We start from the raw sequence: 16500 nt of genomic DNA on the forward strand, positions 1-16500 counted from the left end.
GGCCCCCCCTCCCCGCCTCTCCCACGCGCGGGAAGCAACAGAGAAAAACCTTTGATCCCCGGACCCTTCCACCCTCAGACTGCCCCTCACTGCGTCTGCCCCAGCACGTCGTCGGCCTCCGTCGCCTCGATCAGGTCCTCCAGGTGCGCGTCGTCGTTGAAGCCCAGCAGGGTGCCGCTGTTCTCGCCCAGCAGGACGCGGGTGATGCTGGTGTTGGTGACGCTCAGGCGTGCCCAGGCGTTGGCGGGAACGCCGCCCAGGGCCAGACCCACGGCCACCCGCACCACGCCGCCATGCGTGAAGACCAGCACGCGCTGCCCCGGATGCCGGGCGCGCAGGGCCTCCAGCGCCGCGCCGCTGCGGGCGTACAGGTTCTCCATGCTCTCGCCACCGGGCCGCCGGGTGGCCCAGGGATCGGCCTTCAGGTCTTCCAGATAGTCCGGGTACTGCTCCCGGATGTCCGCGATCACCAGGCCCGACAGCTCGCCCACGTCGATCTCGCGCAGGCCGGGATCACGCTGTACCGGGGGCGGCCCTTCCAGGCGCTCGGCCACCGCCTCCGCCGTCTGGGAGGCACGCAGCAGGTCACTGGTATACACCGCGCCAAAATGCTGCCCGGCCAGCCGCTCGGCCAGGCTGGCGGCCTGGAGAATGCCGATGTGGCTCAGGGGCACGTCGGCCTGCCCCTGATAGCGGCCCTCGGTGTTCCAGGTGCTCTCGCCGTGGCGCACCACCCAGAACTCGGTGGCGCTGCGGCGGTCCGGCGGCGTGAAGCCGAAGGGGGCCAGCCGCCCCTTGAGCGCCCTGGGTGTGGTGGAAGAGGTCAAGCCGTCCCCCCGTCAAACGTCACGCCGTCCCCCGCCACCATCTGCCCGATCACCCAGGGCTGCTCTCCGGCGGCGCGCAGGGCCGACAGGGCCGCCTCCGACTCGGCAGCAGGCACGATGAACACGAACCCCACGCCCATGTTCAGGGCGCGGAAGGCCTCGGCACGCGCCACCTGCGCCTCCTTCAGGATCAGCTCGAACAGCGGCGGCACGGTCCACGATGAGGTGTCGATCTTCATGCCCACCCCTGGCGGGAACACGCGCGGGGGATTGTCCACCAGACCGCCGCCCGTGATGTGGGCCATGCCGCGCACGTCCACCCTTGCCCCGCTCAGTGCGCCGTGGGCCGACAGATAGGACCGGTGCGGCACCGGCAGCAGCTCGGCCAGGGTCTGCCCGTCCAGATCGGCGCGGGCCGCGTGCCAGTCCAGCCCGTCCAGCGCCAGCCGCGCCAGCGAGAAGCCGTTGGTGTGCAGCCCGGCGCTGGGCAGGGCGATCACGCTGTCTCCGGCCTGTATGCGCGAGCCGTCCACCAGCGCCGAGCGGTCCACCATCCCGACAACCGTGCCCACGATGTCCAGCTCACCGTCCACGTACACGCCGGGCATCTCGGCGGTCTCGCCGCCCAGCAGGGCCACGCCCAGCGCCTCACAGGCCCGCGCCGCGCCGGTCACGACGGCGGCCACCGTTTCGGGGTCCAGTTTGCCCATCGCCACGTAGTCGAGGAAAAACAGGGGCCGCGCGCCCTGCACCAGAATGTCGTTGACACAGTGGTTGACGATGTCCGCGCCCAGGCCGCCGGGCTGCCCCAGGCGCACGGCCACCCTGGTCTTGGTGCCCACACCGTCGGTGGAGGCCACCAGCACCGGGTCCGCCAGTCCCGCAAAGGCCGAGGCGCTGAACAGCCCGCCGAAGCCGCCGATGCCGCCCAGCACGGCGGGCGTGTGGGTGCGGGCCACCGCGCCTTTCATTAGCGCCACGGCGCGCTGCCCGGCGTCGATGCTGACGCCCGCGCGTTCGTAGGCGGACGCGGCTGGCACGTCGTTGTCGGTCTGAGTCATGAACCTCCTGCCCCGCCGCGTGGGCGGGCCTGGGGCGCAGTTTACCCGAGCGGAACAATCGGCGGCGGGGGTCTCAGGTTCTGGGCTGGACATCCTGGGCGGCGGCGTCCTCTGCCAGGCCCTTTCCCCCGCCCTGCGCGCCCGCCGCGCGCCGCGCCAGTAGCCAGCGCACAAGCGCCACGCCGCCCACCAGCAGCGACATGATCGCCAGCCCCCAGAACAGCCGCCGGGCCGACCCGCTGAGCCACACCACCAGCAGCGTGACCGGCAGCACGCCCACGGCAGTGGCCAGCATGAAGGGCCGGAAGCCCATGCGCGCCGCCCCCGCCACCAGGCTCAGGACCTCGGCGGGCAGCACCGGCATCAGGCGCACCAGCAGCACGCCCTGCGCGCCGTACCGGTTCATGAAGTCCTGCGCCCGCGTCCTGGCCCGCTCCCCGGCCAGCGCACGGATCATGGGTTCGCCCAGCGCCCGCCCCAGGCCGTAGCCCGCCGCCGCCCCCAACAGCGCCCCGGCGAACACGATAAAAAAGCCCGCCACCAGGCCGTAGGCCCGCACCGTCACCGCCGTCAGCACCAGCGAGGGCAGCACCGGGATCACCGCCTGGATCACGTAGGCCACCAGCAACGCCACCGGCCCGGCCCAGCCCAGCGTATCCACAAAACGGTGCGTGACCTCCGGGTTTTGCGAGGTCAGCGCCGCGTAGCCGCGTCCCAGGAACACGCGCACCTCCGGGACCAGCAGCAGGCCCAGCAGCAGCGCCACCATCGCGGCCATCAGGATCAGGCGCAGATGGCGCGGAGGGCGCAGGGCGGCAATCATCGCCTCCAGTGTAGGGCCACCGGGCCTGAGCTGCGCCTGACTATTGGATGACCTGTTGGGGGGGAGTGGAGGGGGACAGGCGTTGCGGCGAAATGGACGCTGAGCTGCTCCAGTCGGCTTCGCCGTCCACTGCCTTTGACGGGGAGCTGAGGGCTGGACTTGCACCGGACTTGCAAAGCGGCGAAGCAAAGGGGTCAACCTGGCCTGGCGACCCCAGAATCTGGCCCCACTGTGGTCCCCTCAGCCCGCCCCCGTCTGCGCTATGCTTGGCCCCACAGCGGGCGGCAACTGGCGCTGAACGTGGGCCAACCACGGGGAAGCCGTCCCGAATTTAGCTTGATCGCGCGCCTGGGTCGGACGGTTGCCGCACACGCGGCGCGTCCGGAGTCTTTTCTCGGAATATCCAGAGGTGGTAAGAACATGGGCAGACGGGCACTGATCTCGGTCAGCGACAAGACGGGCGTGGTGGAGTTCGGGCGGGCACTCACGCGGCGCGGCTGGACGCTGCTCAGCACGGGCGGCACCTTCGCGGCCTTGCAGCAGGCGGGCGTGCCCGTCACGGCGGTCAGTGACGTGACCGGCTTTCCCGAGATGCTGGGCGGGCGGGTCAAGACCCTGCACCCCGCCATCCACGGCGGCATCCTGGCCCGGCGCGAGGACGGGCATCTGGCCGAGCTGGCCGCGCAGGGCCTTTCGACCATCGATCTGGTGTGCGTCAACCTGTACCCCTTCCGCACAACGGTGGCGCGCGGCGCACCCGACGCGGACGTAATCGAGAACATCGACATCGGCGGCCCGGCCATGATTCGCTCGGCGGCCAAGAACCACGCGGGCGTGCTGGTGCTGGTGGACCCGGCGGATTACGAACTGGCCCTTGACGATGAGGTCAGCGGGGCCGACCGCCGCCGCCTGGCCGCCAAGGCCTACCGCCACACCAGCGAGTACGACGCCGCCATCACCGCGTATCTGGAAGGCGATGCGGACGAACTGCCCACCAGACTCCCGCCTGAACTGACCCTGAACCTGTCCAGGGTGGCCGAGGTCCGTTACGGCGAGAACCCCCACCAGCCCGGCGCGATCTACCGCTGGGGCGGGGCGCGGGGAGCAGTGATCGACGCCCGCGTGGTGACCGGAAAACCCATGAGCTTCAACAACTACGCCGATGCGGACGCCGCCTGGACGCTGTGTACGGAGCTTGGGCAGCAGGAAGAGGGCACGGTCTGCGTGGCCGTCAAGCACGGCAACCCCTGCGGCGTGGCGCGGGCGAATACTGCAAGGGCCGCCTGGGAGCTGGCGCGCGACGCCGATACCCTCAGCGTCTTTGGGGGCGTGGTGGCGGTGAGCGGCACGGTGGACCTGTCGGCGGCCCAGGCCATGCGCGGCACTTTTCTGGAAGTGCTGATCGCGCCGGACGTGACGCCGCAGGCCGTGGCATGGTTCGCGGCCAGAAAACCCGATCTGCGCGTGCTGATCGCCGGAAAAGCCGAGTCGGTCAGCGTGCTGGACCTGCGCCCCCTGGCGGGCGGCTTCGCCGTGCAGGAGCGCGACGCCCGCCCCTGGGACGACCTGTGCCCGGAGGTGGTCACGGCGCGGCAGCCCAGGGACGAGGAGTGGAACGATCTGCGTTTCGCCTGGGCTACTGTTAAGCACGCCCGCAGCAACGCGGTGGTGCTGGCGCGCGGCGGCGTCAGCGTGGGCCTGGGCGCGGGGGCCGTGAGCCGTATCTGGGCCGCCGAACGCGCCGTGGCGAACGCGGGCGAGCGGGCGCGGGGGGCGTCGCTGGCCTCCGAGGCGTTCTTTCCCTTCGACGATGTGGTGCGGCTGGCCGCCAGCGCCGGGGTCACCGCCATCCTGCAACCGGGCGGCGCAAAACGTGACCCCGAGGTGATTGACGCCGCCAACGAACTGGGCCTGAGCATGGTCTTCACGGGTTCGCGTCATTTCCGGCATTAAGGTGGAACAGCAACAGGACGGCGACAACAGTTTTTCTCCCTCTCCCCTCCTGGGCAAACCGCTGGCCGCTGAGGTGACCAGCGGCGTCAGGTCAGCGCTGGCACAGTGGGATTTCCGCCCGCACCTGGTCAGCGTGCTGGCCTCCGACGACGGGGCTTCGCGGGTGTATGTGGACAGCAAGGCGCGGCGGGCCGGGCGGCTGGGCGTGGAGTTCAGCCTGCGCGGGCTGGGGACGGGGGCAACCCAGCAAGAGTTGGAGGCGACGCTGCGTGAACTCTCGGCAGATCAAAGCGTTCACGGCGTCGTGCTGGAACTGCCCCTCGCGCGCGGACTGGACGCGGACGCCGCGCTCGTGCATATCGCGCCGCGCAAGGACGTGGAGGGACTGACCCCGGCCAACCTCGCTCTCATCGCGGCGGGGCGGGAAAGCGAGGCGCTGCTGCCGCCCACGCCGCGCAGCGTGCGCTTCTTGCTGCGGCGCGTGCTGGGAGATGATCTGCGCGGCCTGCGGGTGGCCGTGATCGGGCCGGGGCGCACGGTGGGCCGCCCGCTGACCTTCATGCTGAACAACCGGGGCGTGACCGTGACGCTGTGCAACGAACACACCCGCGAACTGGCGGGCGTGCTGGCCCCGCAGGACGCGGTGGTGGTGGCGGTGGGCCGCGCCGGACTGCTCAGGGCGGAACACGTCTTGCCCCATCACGTCGTGATCGACGCCGGAATCAATGTGCAGGACGGGGGCCAGATGGTAGGGGACGCCGTGCCGGACCTGCCCGTGCGGGCGCAGACGCCGGTGCCGGGGGGCGTCGGCCCGCTGACGGGCGCGCTGATGTACCAGAATCTGGTGCGCGCCGTGAAATTGCAGCGCGGCGAGGCGGTGGAATAGTGTTGTTCAGACGCGGTCAGGGTCATTCGGTGCCCACCCCCAGCGGAAGGACATGACCCGCACGCTGAGCGCCGCCTTTCTGACCGACGCGCCGCGTGTGGCGGGGAGCGAGATCTGGCTGCTGGAGGTGCTGCCCCGGCTGAGCGCCCACGGCATCCGGCCCAGTGTCTTTCTGCCGCAGGCCGGGCCGCTGGACGAACTGGCCGCACGGCTGGGTGCGGCGGGGGTGGCGGCCCACCGTTATGCCCGGTTCACTGACCTGCCTGCCCTGAGCGCCGACTTCGACGTGCGCGTGCTTCAGGCCTGGACGCCCGCCGCCTATACGGCGCTGTTGCCCACCCTGGCCGCGCCGCGCGTGGTGATCGTTCATGACCAACTGGACTACCATTATCCCCTGGGCCTGCGCCTCCTGTACCGCGAGATTTACCGCCACACCAAAGCACGCCCGCAACGCCTGGCCGAGCGCGTGGTCACGGTCTCCGAGTGGGGGCGCGCTTTCCTGCAACGGCTGGGCGGGGCAGAGGTGACGGCCCTGCGCAATGGCGTGGACCCGGAGCGCTTCCAGCCCGCCAGTCAGGCCGCGCGTCAGCGTCTGCGGGCCGAACTGGGCTTTGACCGTTTCACTGTGCTGGTCCCTGGCCGCTTTGCCCCGGAAAAGAACCAGCTCGCCGCAGTGCTTGCGGCCCGGCACGCGCGGGGACTGGATTTCGTATTTGCGGGCGATATGGATTCCGGCACGGGGGCGCTGGCGAGGCGGCTGGCGGGGCGGCTGGGGCTGGACAACGCACGTTTCCTGGGCCGCCGCTGGGACATGCCGGAGCTGTACCGCGCCGCAGACGCCCTGCTGCAACCCACCCTGGCCGAGAATCAATCGCTGGTCACGCTGGAGGCCATGAGTTCGGGGTTGCCGGTGGTCACCACGCCCATTCCGGCGCAGGCAGAACTGGTGGGCGGGGGCCGGGGCGGGGTGCTGGTGCCGCCCCAGCCCACGCTGCTGGCCCGCGCCCTGAACGCGCTGGCCGCCCACCCGGACCGCGCGCGGGCGCTGGGCGCAGCGGGACGGGGGCAGGTGCTGGCGCGGCATACCCTGACCCAAACGGCCACCCGGACGGCGCAGCTTTTGCGGGAGGCAGCAGAGCCGTCAGGCCGCACACCCCTCAACTGAAACTTTCGGGCACATGGATTTCCCGCTCCTGCGTGGTTGTCACGTAAGTGCTGCGCCCCAGATACACCGCCGCCTCGCCCGTGAACAGCCGCTGGCCGTCATAACAGGCGGGATCGTGCCGGACTTCCAGCACCTCGCCCACGAACAGGTCATGGTCCCCGGTGGCGACGGTCTGGATGACCCGGCAGCGGTAATACAGGTAGGCGTCGGCCAGGGCCAGCGGCGCGCCGGGCAGGGTTTCCAGGCCCAGCCGGGCGAACTTGTCCTTGTGTGGCAGCTCGTGCAGAGACAGCACGCCCGTGCCCTGGACCTCTCTGGCACGCGCGGCAGGCAGAAAGTTGATCCCGAAAACGCCGCTTCCCGCCACCAGCGCGTGCGTGGCCCGCTCCCGCCCGATCAGCACGCCGTACATCGGCGGCTGGGCGCTCAGGGCGGTGTGCCAGCCTGCCGCCATCACGTTGCGGACCCCGGCATGTTCAGCCGTGACCAGCGCCACCGTGCCGGGGTAATAGCCGAAAAACTGCGTGCCTGTCTCGCTGAGCATGGGGGCCAGGATAGCGGGTGGGGTCAGGGACGCAGCCGCGCCAGTTCGCGCGCCGCCAGCCGCAAGGAGTACGGCACGAAATTGGGCCGCCAGTCAGGGACGGTGCCCTCCCAGTTGCCAAAGCGGGCGTCGTAGATCACGGCGCGGTGGAGAAGGGCCAGCGGGACGGCGCGGCTGAGCAATGGTGCGGCGTCCGGGCAACCCAGCGCGGACAGGTACGCCCAGGTCAACCGCTGTTCGAGGTCTGGGTGCGCCCCGCTGATGGGCTGTTCAGCCCGTGCCGGATGGAATGTAAACGCCAGAAACCACCCGGCGTCCATGAACGGGTGCGCGGAACTGGCCGCCTCGCTCCAGTCGAACCAGACCGAGCCGCGCGAGCCGCTCAGGGCGTTGCGGGGGTGGGCGTCGCCGTGCGCGGGCAGGTTGGGCAGATCGAGGGCGGCCAGTTCCCGAAAGGCCACACGGACGGCGGGACGCGCCGCAGACAGCATTTCCAGGCAGTCTTCTTCCACACCCCAGCCGCGCAAGGTGTTCAGATCGGCCAGGAAAGCGTCCACATGGTCTGCCATCTCTGACAACGGGAAGGATGGACAACTCAACTCGGCCAGCGCATGCGCGTCCGCCTGCTGCTGGAACTGTGCCAGTCGCTGCACCGCCTCGATCCAGGCATCCAGATCGGTCACGCCGTCCAGCAATTCACCACCAGACCGCGTCAGCAACGAATTGGTGGCCGGGTCTGCCCGCAGCACAGGCGGCAGCACTTCGGGCAAAGTATGGCAGAGAAACCCGGTGACCGCCGCCTCGTGAGAAGAATCGCTGACCTTGAAAAAGGCGCTGCCCAGCGTCGTTTCGACCCGCAAAACAAAACCCAGATCGTTCGCGGAAAGGACTCGCGGTTCACCACGCAGCGACAGGGAATGTGAGGCCAGGAGGTGCTCGGTCCAGGCACGCGCCCGTGCAGGCCAACCGGGAAGCTGCCAGGGGCGGGCATGGGCGAGGGGCGGCACACCCACTTCTTCCCACTTCAGGCCGTCTGGCGTGCTTTCTTGCAGGGCCTGCAACCGTGGCTGACCGCTGCGTCCGGTCAAGAGGCCACCGTCATGCAGCGTCCAGACCACCAGCCCCCAGGCTGCCTCCACAGCCTCGGCGATCTGCTGGTCCTCTTGCAGCCTGACGGCAGGCCAGCCCTCCCCACGCCGCAGCACGCGCCGCCCGTCCGGGTGCCAGATGACCGGGTGAATCCTGTGCTGGCCGTTCACAGCGGCATATGCCGTGCTTCGGAGCCGAGGTTGAAATCAGGCGTGGATGGCATCACAAAATCGTACTCCCCATGCCGGCCTGCCGCCGCGCCCACCCCGTATCCTGTGCCCCATGTCTTCCTCGCAGCCCACCGTGACCCGCATCGCCCCCAGTCCCACCGGGGACCCGCATGTGGGGACCGCCTACATCGGCCTGTTCAATTACGTCCTGGCGCGGCAGGGCAGCGGCAAGTTCATCCTGCGGATCGAGGACACGGACCGCAACCGCTACGTGCAAGGCAGCGAGAAACGCATCTTTCAGATGATGCAGTGGCTGAACCTGACGCCCGACGAATCGCCCCTTCAGGACGGACCCAACGGCCCCTACCGCCAGTCCGAGCGCACCGAACTGTACGGCCAGCATGCCCGGCAACTGGTGAAGTCCGGTCACGCCTATTACGCCTTCGAGACGCCCGAGGAACTGGCCGAACTGCGCGAGCGGGCGCAGGCGGACGGCACGGTCATCGCCGTTCCCAGCCGCGATCTGGACCCCGGACAGGCGCAGATCCGGGTGGCGGCGGGCGACGCGGCGGTGGTCCGGCTGAAGGTGCCGCGCGACGGCGAGACGGTGGTGAATGACCGGCTGCGCGATCCGATCCATTTCCAGAACGCCGAGATCGACGACAAGGTGCTGCTCAAGGCCGACGGCTACCCCACCTACCACCTGGCCAACGTGGTGGACGATCACCTGATGGGCGTGACCGACGTGGTCCGCGCCGAGGAATGGATCACCAGCACCCCTGTTCATGTCCTGCTGTACCGCGCCTTCGGCTGGGACGCGCCGCGTTTTGCCCACATGCCGCTGCTGCGAAACGCCGACAGGTCCAAGATCAGCAAGCGCAAGAACCCCACCAGCGCCGAGTGGTACATGGATCAGGGTTATCTGCCCGAGGCGATGCTGAACTTCCTGGCGACGATGGGCTGGACCCACCCGGACGGCACAGAAGTCTTCGATCTGGACGAGTTTCAGCGCACCTTCAGGCTGGAGGACGTGACGCTGGGCGGCCCGGTCTTCGATCAGGACAAGTTGCGCTGGTACAACGGCAAGTATCTGCGCGAGGTACTGAGCGAGGAGGAAGTCACCAACCGTCTCCACGGCTACCTGCTGGCCCACAAGTCCGAATTGCCGCTGGACGATTATTTCCGCGCCGTGACCCGGCTGCTGATTCCGCGCATCGAGATCTTCAGCGACTTTCTGGACAAGACGGGCTACTTCTGGTCCGAGGACTATCCGGTCAACGAGAAGGCACAGAAGGCCATCGACAATGCGCGGGAGCTGCTGCCCGAGCTGGCGAGTCGCCTCAAGAATCTGCCGAGCTTCGATGCCGGAAGCCTGAGCGCCATGTTCCACGCCTACGCCGAGGAAAAGGGCCTCAAGCTGGGCAAGGTGATGCCGCCGGTCCGCGCCGCCGTGGCCGGAACGCTGGAAAGCCCGGATCTGCCGCAGATGCTCGAGGCGCTGGGCCGCGAGCGCGTGGTGGCGCGGGTGGAACGGGCCGGGCGCTGAGGAGGGTCCGGCAGCGCGGCGGCGCTCCTCCGCGCTGGTCATGGAAGCGGTGCGTGAAGGGGCCGCCGGGCAGGCCGTCAACCAGGGCACGCCACCAGGGCCTTTTCGCCCTCCGCCTCAACACAGAAAACCCCCGCCTACGCGCGACGGGGGAGATGAACACTGGCAGGTCTACTTCACAAACAGCATCTGGCGGTAGGTGGGCAGCGGCCACAGCTTGAAGTCGATCAGGTTTTCCAGCCTGTCGGCCACGGCGCGGACCTCGTTCATGGCGGGCAGCACGGCGTCGCGCATGTGGTGTGCCTTCTCGTGGATCTCCTCGCCGCCCTGAGCCTGGTTCTGCTCGCGCAGGGCTTGCAGGGCGTCGTAGAGCTTGTCGGCCAGCTCGCCTACTTCCTTGCTGACACCGGCGGCGGCGCGGCTGCCGTCCGGCACGTCTTTCAGGGCCGCCAGGTAGCTCAGGGCGGCGGGCAGGATCTGGCGCTGGGCCATGTACTCGGTGGTCTCGCCCTCGATGTTGAGGGTCTTGAAATAGATGTCGTACATGATTTCCTGGCGGGCGGCCAGCTCACGCTCGTCCAGAATGCCCAGCTTGCCGAACAGTTCCACATTCTTGGGGCTGTTCAGATGTTCCAGGGCGTCCACGGTGGTCCGCAGGTTCAGCAGGCCGCGCGTGTGCTCTGCCTCCTGGTGCCACTCGTCGCTGTAGCCGTCACCATCGAAAATGATGCGCCTGTGCGCCTTGTAGGTGTCGCGCACCAGTTCGGCCAGCGCGGCGGCCAGCTCCTTGCCGCCGTCCAGTTTGGCCTGAAGGTCCGCCACCAGATCGCCCACCGAGTCGGCCACGATGGCGTTCATGACCGTGATCGGGAATGAAATGCTCTGGGAGCTGCCCACCGCGCGGAACTCGAACTTGTTGCCGGTAAAGGCAAACGGGCTGGTGCGGTTGCGGTCCCCAGCATGAACCGGGATCTCCGGCAGCACGCGGCTGCCTAGGCCCATCAGTCCGGCGGCCTTGCCGCGCCCGCCCTGCCCGCTGGCCAGGCGCTCGAAGATGTCGCTCAGTTCGCTGCCCAAAAAGATGCTGATGATCGCGGGCGGGGCCTCGTTCGCGCCCAGGCGGTGGTCGTTGCTGGCGCTCGCCACGCAGGCGCGCAGCAGGTCCTGATGCTCGTCCACGGCCTTGAGTACGGCGGAGGTAAAGAACAGGAACTGCATGTTCTCGTCGGGGGTGTCGCCGGGGTCCAGCAGGTTCTCGCCCGCGTCGGTGGCCATGCTCCAGTTGCAGTGCTTGCCGCTGCCATTGATCCCGGCAAAGGGCTTCTCGTGCATCAGGCAGACCAGGCCGTACTTGCGGGCGGTGGTCCGCAGCACCTGCATCATCAGTTGCTGGTGGTCGGCGGCGATGTTGGAGTTCTCGAAGATCGGGGCCACCTCGAACTGACCGGGGGCCACCTCGTTGTGGCGGGTCTTGACCGGAATACCCAGCGCGTACAGTTGCATCTCGGCATCGGTCATGAAGCTCAGGATGCGGTCCGGGATCGCGCCGAAGTAGTGGTCCTCTAATTCCTGCCCACGCGGGGGCTTTGCGCCGAACAGGGTGCGCCCGCTCATGACCAGATCGGGGCGGCGGTAGTAGTACTCCTCGGCGATCAGAAAGTACTCCTGCTCCGCGCCCAGGCTGCTGGTCACGCGGGTGCCCTCGGACGCGCCGAACAGCTTGAGGGCCGGGGTCACGGCTTTATTCAGCGCCTCGATGGACCGCAGCAGCGGCGTCTTGAGATCCAGCGCCTCGCCCTTCCAGGACGCGAACACGCTGGGGATGCACAGCGTCGCGCCGTTGGCGTGCCGGACCACAAAGGCCGGACTGCTGGGGTCCCAGGCGGTGTAGCCGCGCGCCTCGAAGGTGGCCCGCAGCCCGCCCGACGGGAAGCTGGAGGCATCCGGCTCGGCCTGGATCAGCTCCTTGCCCGAAAAGGACATGATCGCCACGCCGTCGCCTGATGGGTTCAGGAACGAGTCGTGCTTCTCGGCGGTGCCGCCGGTCAGGGGCTGGAACCAGTGGGTGTAGTGCGTCGCACCCTTTTCCATGGCCCAGCTCTTCATGGCCAGCGCCACGGTATCGGCGATGCTGGGGTCCAGCGTCTCACCGCGCTCGGCGGTGGCCTGAAGGCTCTTGTAGGCGCTCTTGCTCAGGCGGGTCCTGAGCTGATCGAGGGTCAGCACGTCGCTGGCGAACTTCTCGGTCACCAGCTCGCTGGGGGTGGGCTGAGGATTGGCCTCCACGCGCCAGTTGCGGGCCGCCGAGTTGACATCGAAATCCTGGGTGTTGCTGGCCTGAGTCATAGTCTCTCCCCCTGGTGCAAACCAAACACGGGCGGACGCAGGGCCTGGTCGCATCCTGGCTCCTGTGGCGTCTGCATCTGGTCTGTCATCGAGGGTGAGTATAGGGGGACGGCTCAGAGGCGGTCAACGCACTTCTCTGAACAAGTGGTCTGAAAATTGAAACAAACGCAGCGAGGGCAGGATGCTCTCTGCAATCTGTCAGTACAGAACTGGCGAATTGTCTAGTCCAGGGGCAACACTTTGCAGACCGTGAGCGATAGGGCTTGTCGTCCGTGCCAGAGAACCACTCCACGCTACAGAAACTGCCCCGTGAGACTCCGCACGCTGCTTGTCAGGCCCTGTGGCGGCCCCTCGTACAGCACCTCGCCGCCCGCACTGCCGCCTTCCGGCCCCAGATCAATGATCCAGTCGGCCTGCCGGATCACGTCCAGGTGATGCTCGATCAGCAGCACGGTGTTGCCGCCCTCTACCAGCCGGTCGATCAGCCGCATCAGCATGCCGATGTCCGAGAGGTGCAGCCCGGTGGTGGGTTCGTCCATCACATAGACGCTGCCCTTCTTGTGCAACTCGGTGGCCAGTTTCAGGCGCTGGCCCTCGCCGCCCGACACCGTACTCAGCGGCTGCCCCAGCTTCAAATACCCCAGGCCCACATCGTTCATGGCCTGCAAGACGGCCCTGATCCTCTTCTCGCTGAAGAAAGCAAGCGCTCCCTCGGCGGTCATGTCCAGCACGTCTGCAATGGACTGCCCGCGCAGATGGTAGGCCAGCACTTCCTCCTTGAAGCGCTGGCCCCCGCAGACCTCGCACACCGAGGTCATGCCTTCCATGAACGCCAGATCGGTGTAGATCACGCCCAGGCCGTTGCATTCGGGACAGCTTCCCGCCGAGTTGAAGCTGAACAGAGAGGCGCTGACGTCGTTGGCTCTGGCAAATGCCTTGCGAATGTCGTCCATGATCCCCGTGTAGGTTGCCGGGGCCGAGCGGCTGTTGGCGGTCACGCGGGACTGGTCAATAACGATGGAGCCGGGGTGCTGCGCCAGAAACACGTCGTTGATCAGCGAACTCTTGCCCGAACCGGCGACGCCCGTCACCACCGTTAGCACGCCTGTTGGAATGTCCACCGTGATGTTTTTGAGGTTATGCAGGCTGGCATTCTTGATCGTCAGGTGACCCGTCGCCGCGCGCACCTTTTCCTTGACCGGCAGGTGCTGGCTCAGGAATTGCCCGGTCAGGGTGTCGGCTTTCTGAAGCTCGGCGTAGCTGCCCTCGAAGACCACCTGCCCGCCGTGCGTTCCGGCTCCCGGCCCGAGGTCCACCACGTGGTCAGCTTCCCGGATCACGTCCGGATCATGCTCTACCACCAGCACGGTGTTGCCCTTGTCGCGCAGCTTGTGCAGCAGCCCGGTCAGGCGGGCCACGTCGCGGGCGTGCAGGCCCACACTGGGTTCGTCCAGGATGTACAGCATGTCGGTCAGGCTGTTGCCCAGATGCCGGATCATCTTCAGGCGCTGAGATTCCCCGCCCGACAGCGTGGAAGTCTCGCGGTTGAGGCTCAGGTAGCCCAGGCCAATGTCCACCAGATGGTGCAGGCGTTCGGTCAGATGGGCCGCCACCCGCGCCGCCGCCGGGTCACTCAGGCGGTCTAGAAAGGCAATCAGTTCCGTGATTTCCAGCGCGGACACGTCGGCGACGTTCTGTCCGTCAATCCGGCAGTTCAGCGCCGCCTCGTTCAGCCGTGCGCCGTGGCAGACCGGGCAGGTCTGGGAGGTGGTGAACGCCTCGAAAACAGCCCGGCTGCGCCCGGACATGGCCGCCACGTCCTTCTTGAGATACATACGGGTAAAGCGCTCGATCAGGCCCTCGTACTTCAAATTGAAATCGGTGAAGGCCACCTTGTGGTTGCCCGCGCCGTACAGCAACGTCTTCAGTTCTTCGGGGCTGTACTGGTCAATCGACTTATCGTTGTCGAAGAACCCGGATTGCGCGTAGGTTTTCCAGGTCCAGTGGCTCCCCACCTTGAAATCCGGGTGCAGGATCGCGCCGCCGTTCAGTGACAGGCGGCGGTCCAGAAACCGGTCCAGATCGAGCTGTGTGGTCCTGCCGATGCCCCCGCACCCCAGGCACATGCCCTGCGGCGTGTTGAACGAAAAGGCGAAGGCGGGTCCGGCGGAGGGCTGCCCAAACCGCGAGAACAGCAACCTCAGCGGCGCGGAGATGTCGGTGTAGGTCCCCGCCGTGGAACGTGCGCCGCCGCCCACCCGCTTCTGATCGATGATGATCGGCGCGTTCAGGTGTTCGATGCGGTCCACGTCCGGCTGCCCGTAGTGCGGCAAAAAGCCCTGCACGAAGGCGGTGAACGTCTCGTTGAGCTGCCGCTGCGCCTCGGCAGCGATGGTATCGAAGACCAGCGAGGACTTGCCGGAGCCGGACACGCCAGTAAACACCGTGATCTGCCCTTTGGGAATCCTGATCGAGACGTCTTGCAAATTGTTCTCGCGTGTGCCGTGGACTTCGATGTATTGCCGCTGGGTCATGGTTGAGCCTCCTGTTGACTCCAGCCTGTCTGAGATTTGTGTGTAAACCGTTCCACAACAAGTTCATCTGGCCTTAATTTTCGGCCATCATCGGGTGACTTCAGTAGCGCTATCACGAAGTCATCACCGCCTTCCCCTCAGCCCTCCATCCCGCTACCCTAAGACACGCTCACTTTCGGAGGTAACCCCCATGACCCCAGCCCCTTCCCCCACACCCGACCGGGCCGAGATTCTGGGCCGCCTGCGAGACGGGCAGATCAAGTTTCTGCGCCTGCAATTCACCGACATCCTGGGAGCCACCAAGAATGTGGAGGTGCCGCCCTCGCAGTTTGAAAAGGCCCTGAGCGGCGACGTGACCTTCGACGGCAGCGCGGTGGAGGGCTTCACGCGCGTCGAGGAATCCGACATGCTGCTGCGCCCGGACCTAGGAACTTTTCTGGTCTACCCGCCCTTCTCGCGGGAGGAAGGCGAGCGCGGCGCGGTGGCGCGGCTGATCTGCGACGTGACGCTGCCCGACGGCACGCCCTTCGAGGGCGATCCCCGGCTGGTGCTCAAGCGCCAGATCGAGCGGGCGGGGGCGCTGGGCTACGAGATGTTCGTGGGCACCGAGCCGGAGTTCTTCCTGTTCGAGCGCACGACCGCCGGGCTGGGCAGCACCGTCACGCATGACCGGGCCGGGTACTTTGACCTCGCGCCCATCGACAAGGGCGAGCGCATCCGGCGTGAGATCGCCAACAAACTGGTCGAGATGGGCTTCGAGATCGAGGCCGCCCACCATGAGGTTGCCCCCGGCCAGCACGAGATCGACTTCCGCTACGCCCCGGCGCTGGAAACGGCAGACCGGATTGCCACCTTCAAATTCGTGGTCAAGCGGGTGGCGCTGGAATACGGTTTGCTGGCCAGCTTTCTGCCCAAGCCGCTGGCCGGCGTCAGCGGCAGCGGAATGCACTGCCACCTGAGCCTGTTCAAGGGGGGGAAGAATGCCTTTGCCGACGAGAGTGGCGAGTATGGCCTGTCCAAAACTGCCGAGGGCTTTATCGCCGGGCTGCTGGACCACGCCGAGGGCATGACCGCCATCACCAATCCGCTGGTGAACAGCTACAAGCGGCTGGTGCCGGGTTTCGAGGCCCCGGTGAACATCGCCTGGAGCACCAGCAACCGCTCGGCATTGATCCGCATTCCGGCCAAGCGCGGCAATTCCACCCGCGCCGAGTTGCGGATGCCGGACCCCAGTTGCAATCCGTATCTGGCGCTGGCCGCCATGCTGGCCGCTGGCCTGGACGGCATCGAGCGGGGATTGGAGCCACCGCCCGCGATTGCCCGCAACATTTTTAAAATGACCGTGCGAGAGAAACGCCACCACCGCGTCAAGGAGCTGCCCACCGACCTGCGCGAGGCCATCGACGAGTTGGGCAAGGACGAGGTGCTGAGGCAAGCGCTGGGCGAACACGTCCTGGACCACTTTGTGGCCGCCAAACGCGCGGAATGGCGTGAATACAGTTCAGCCGTACACGCCTGGGAACTGGAACGGTATCTGGATCTGGTGTAGGGACCGG

Annotated in this window: 12 protein-coding genes and 1 riboswitch; of the genes, 5 read left to right on the forward strand and 7 right to left on the reverse strand. The window is 67.4% G+C overall.

The window, feature by feature from the left end; genetic code table 11:
- Window positions 1-86: 86 nt before the first annotated feature.
- From Q322_RS0101945 to Q322_RS0101955, 3 genes are all read right to left on the reverse strand, one after another.
- The gene (locus Q322_RS0101945) at window positions 87-827 is read right to left on the reverse strand and encodes a histidine phosphatase family protein (RefSeq protein ID WP_156952831.1); all 741 of its coding nucleotides are present in this window, start codon (window positions 825-827) and stop codon (window positions 87-89) included.
- A complete protein-coding gene (gene purM, locus Q322_RS0101950) occupies window positions 824-1888 on the reverse strand; it encodes a phosphoribosylformylglycinamidine cyclo-ligase (RefSeq protein ID WP_029475405.1) in 1065 nt (354 codons plus the stop codon). Before purM ends, Q322_RS0101945 begins: the two co-directional genes overlap by 4 nt.
- A 73-nt stretch (window positions 1889-1961) precedes the next feature.
- Entirely contained in the window at window positions 1962-2711 is a 750-nt protein-coding gene (locus tag Q322_RS0101955; protein WP_029475407.1) for a TVP38/TMEM64 family protein, read from the reverse strand.
- Between the two features lie 274 nt (window positions 2712-2985).
- Window positions 2986-3072, forward strand: a riboswitch (ZMP/ZTP riboswitch).
- 59 nt (window positions 3073-3131) lie between these two features.
- Here Q322_RS0101955 and purH point away from each other — a divergent pair.
- The 3 genes from purH to Q322_RS0101970 are packed head-to-tail and all read left to right on the forward strand — an operon-like array spanning window position 3132 to window position 6715.
- Window positions 3132-4664 carry a bifunctional phosphoribosylaminoimidazolecarboxamide formyltransferase/IMP cyclohydrolase gene (gene purH / locus Q322_RS0101960; RefSeq protein ID WP_029475409.1) on the forward strand — a complete coding sequence of 511 codons (1533 nt, stop codon included), beginning with the start codon at window positions 3132-3134 and terminating at the stop codon, window positions 4662-4664.
- Between the two features lies 1 nt (window position 4665).
- Window positions 4666-5550 (forward strand): bifunctional 5,10-methylenetetrahydrofolate dehydrogenase/5,10-methenyltetrahydrofolate cyclohydrolase, encoded by an 885-nt coding sequence (locus tag Q322_RS0101965; protein WP_051668003.1) that lies wholly within the window; start codon window positions 4666-4668, stop codon window positions 5548-5550.
- Between the two features lie 52 nt (window positions 5551-5602).
- Window positions 5603-6715 carry a glycosyltransferase family 4 protein gene (locus Q322_RS0101970; protein WP_029475413.1) on the forward strand — a complete coding sequence of 371 codons (1113 nt, stop codon included), beginning with the start codon at window positions 5603-5605 and terminating at the stop codon, window positions 6713-6715.
- Here the strand turns inward: Q322_RS0101970 and Q322_RS0101975 are convergent.
- Window positions 6708-7259 carry a flavin reductase family protein gene (locus tag Q322_RS0101975; RefSeq protein WP_029475415.1) on the reverse strand — a complete coding sequence of 184 codons (552 nt, stop codon included), beginning with the start codon at window positions 7257-7259 and terminating at the stop codon, window positions 6708-6710. The two genes, Q322_RS0101970 and Q322_RS0101975, sit on opposite strands and share 8 nt — an antisense overlap.
- A gap of 23 nt (window positions 7260-7282) precedes the next feature.
- Window positions 7283-8518: a phosphotransferase gene (locus Q322_RS0101980; RefSeq protein WP_029475417.1), complete on the reverse strand. Its 1236-nt coding sequence runs from the start codon at window positions 8516-8518 to the stop codon at window positions 7283-7285.
- A gap of 112 nt (window positions 8519-8630) precedes the next feature.
- On the opposite strand from Q322_RS0101980, the gene gltX reads away from it, so the two are divergent.
- Complete coding sequence (gltX, locus tag Q322_RS0101985) at window positions 8631-10064, forward strand: glutamate--tRNA ligase (RefSeq protein ID WP_029475419.1); 1434 nt, start codon at window positions 8631-8633, stop codon at window positions 10062-10064.
- A 171-nt stretch (window positions 10065-10235) separates the two neighbouring features.
- Here the strand turns inward: gltX and Q322_RS0101990 are convergent, their stop codons facing one another.
- A complete protein-coding gene (locus tag Q322_RS0101990; RefSeq protein ID WP_029475420.1) occupies window positions 10236-12410 on the reverse strand; it encodes a glutamine synthetase III family protein in 2175 nt (724 codons plus the stop codon).
- Window positions 12411-12703: 293 nt separating this feature from the next.
- Entirely contained in the window at window positions 12704-14944 is a 2241-nt protein-coding gene (locus Q322_RS0101995; protein WP_029475422.1) for an ATP-binding cassette domain-containing protein, read from the reverse strand.
- A gap of 190 nt (window positions 14945-15134) precedes the next feature.
- Here Q322_RS0101995 and Q322_RS0102000 point away from each other — a divergent pair, with 190 nt between their 5' ends.
- Window positions 15135-16493 carry a glutamine synthetase family protein gene (locus tag Q322_RS0102000; RefSeq protein WP_029475424.1) on the forward strand — a complete coding sequence of 453 codons (1359 nt, stop codon included), beginning with the start codon at window positions 15135-15137 and terminating at the stop codon, window positions 16491-16493.
- Window positions 16494-16500 lie beyond the last annotated feature (7 nt).

Source organism: Deinococcus frigens DSM 12807, assembly GCF_000701425.1.
In the GTDB taxonomy this organism is placed as follows: domain Bacteria; phylum Deinococcota; class Deinococci; order Deinococcales; family Deinococcaceae; genus Deinococcus; species Deinococcus frigens.

Bases quoted from the DNA above. Each gene is read 5' to 3' on its own strand.
- purM (WP_029475405.1), bottom strand. From the start codon at position 1,888: ATGACTCAGACCGACAACGACGTGCCAGCCGCGTCCGCCTACGAACGC.
- Q322_RS0101955 (WP_029475407.1), bottom strand. From the start codon at position 2,711: ATGATTGCCGCCCTGCGCCCTCCGCGCCATCTGCGCCTGATCCTGATG.
- purH (WP_029475409.1), top strand. From the start codon at position 3,132: ATGGGCAGACGGGCACTGATCTCGGTCAGCGACAAGACGGGCGTGGTG.
- Q322_RS0101970 (WP_029475413.1), top strand. From the start codon at position 5,603: ATGACCCGCACGCTGAGCGCCGCCTTTCTGACCGACGCGCCGCGTGTG.
- Q322_RS0101975 (WP_029475415.1), bottom strand. From the start codon at position 7,259: ATGCTCAGCGAGACAGGCACGCAGTTTTTCGGCTATTACCCCGGCACG.
- gltX (WP_029475419.1), top strand. From the start codon at position 8,631: ATGTCTTCCTCGCAGCCCACCGTGACCCGCATCGCCCCCAGTCCCACC.
- Q322_RS0101990 (WP_029475420.1), bottom strand. From the start codon at position 12,410: ATGACTCAGGCCAGCAACACCCAGGATTTCGATGTCAACTCGGCGGCC.
- Q322_RS0101995 (WP_029475422.1), bottom strand. From the start codon at position 14,944: ATGACCCAGCGGCAATACATCGAAGTCCACGGCACACGCGAGAACAAT.
- Q322_RS0102000 (WP_029475424.1), top strand. From the start codon at position 15,135: ATGACCCCAGCCCCTTCCCCCACACCCGACCGGGCCGAGATTCTGGGC.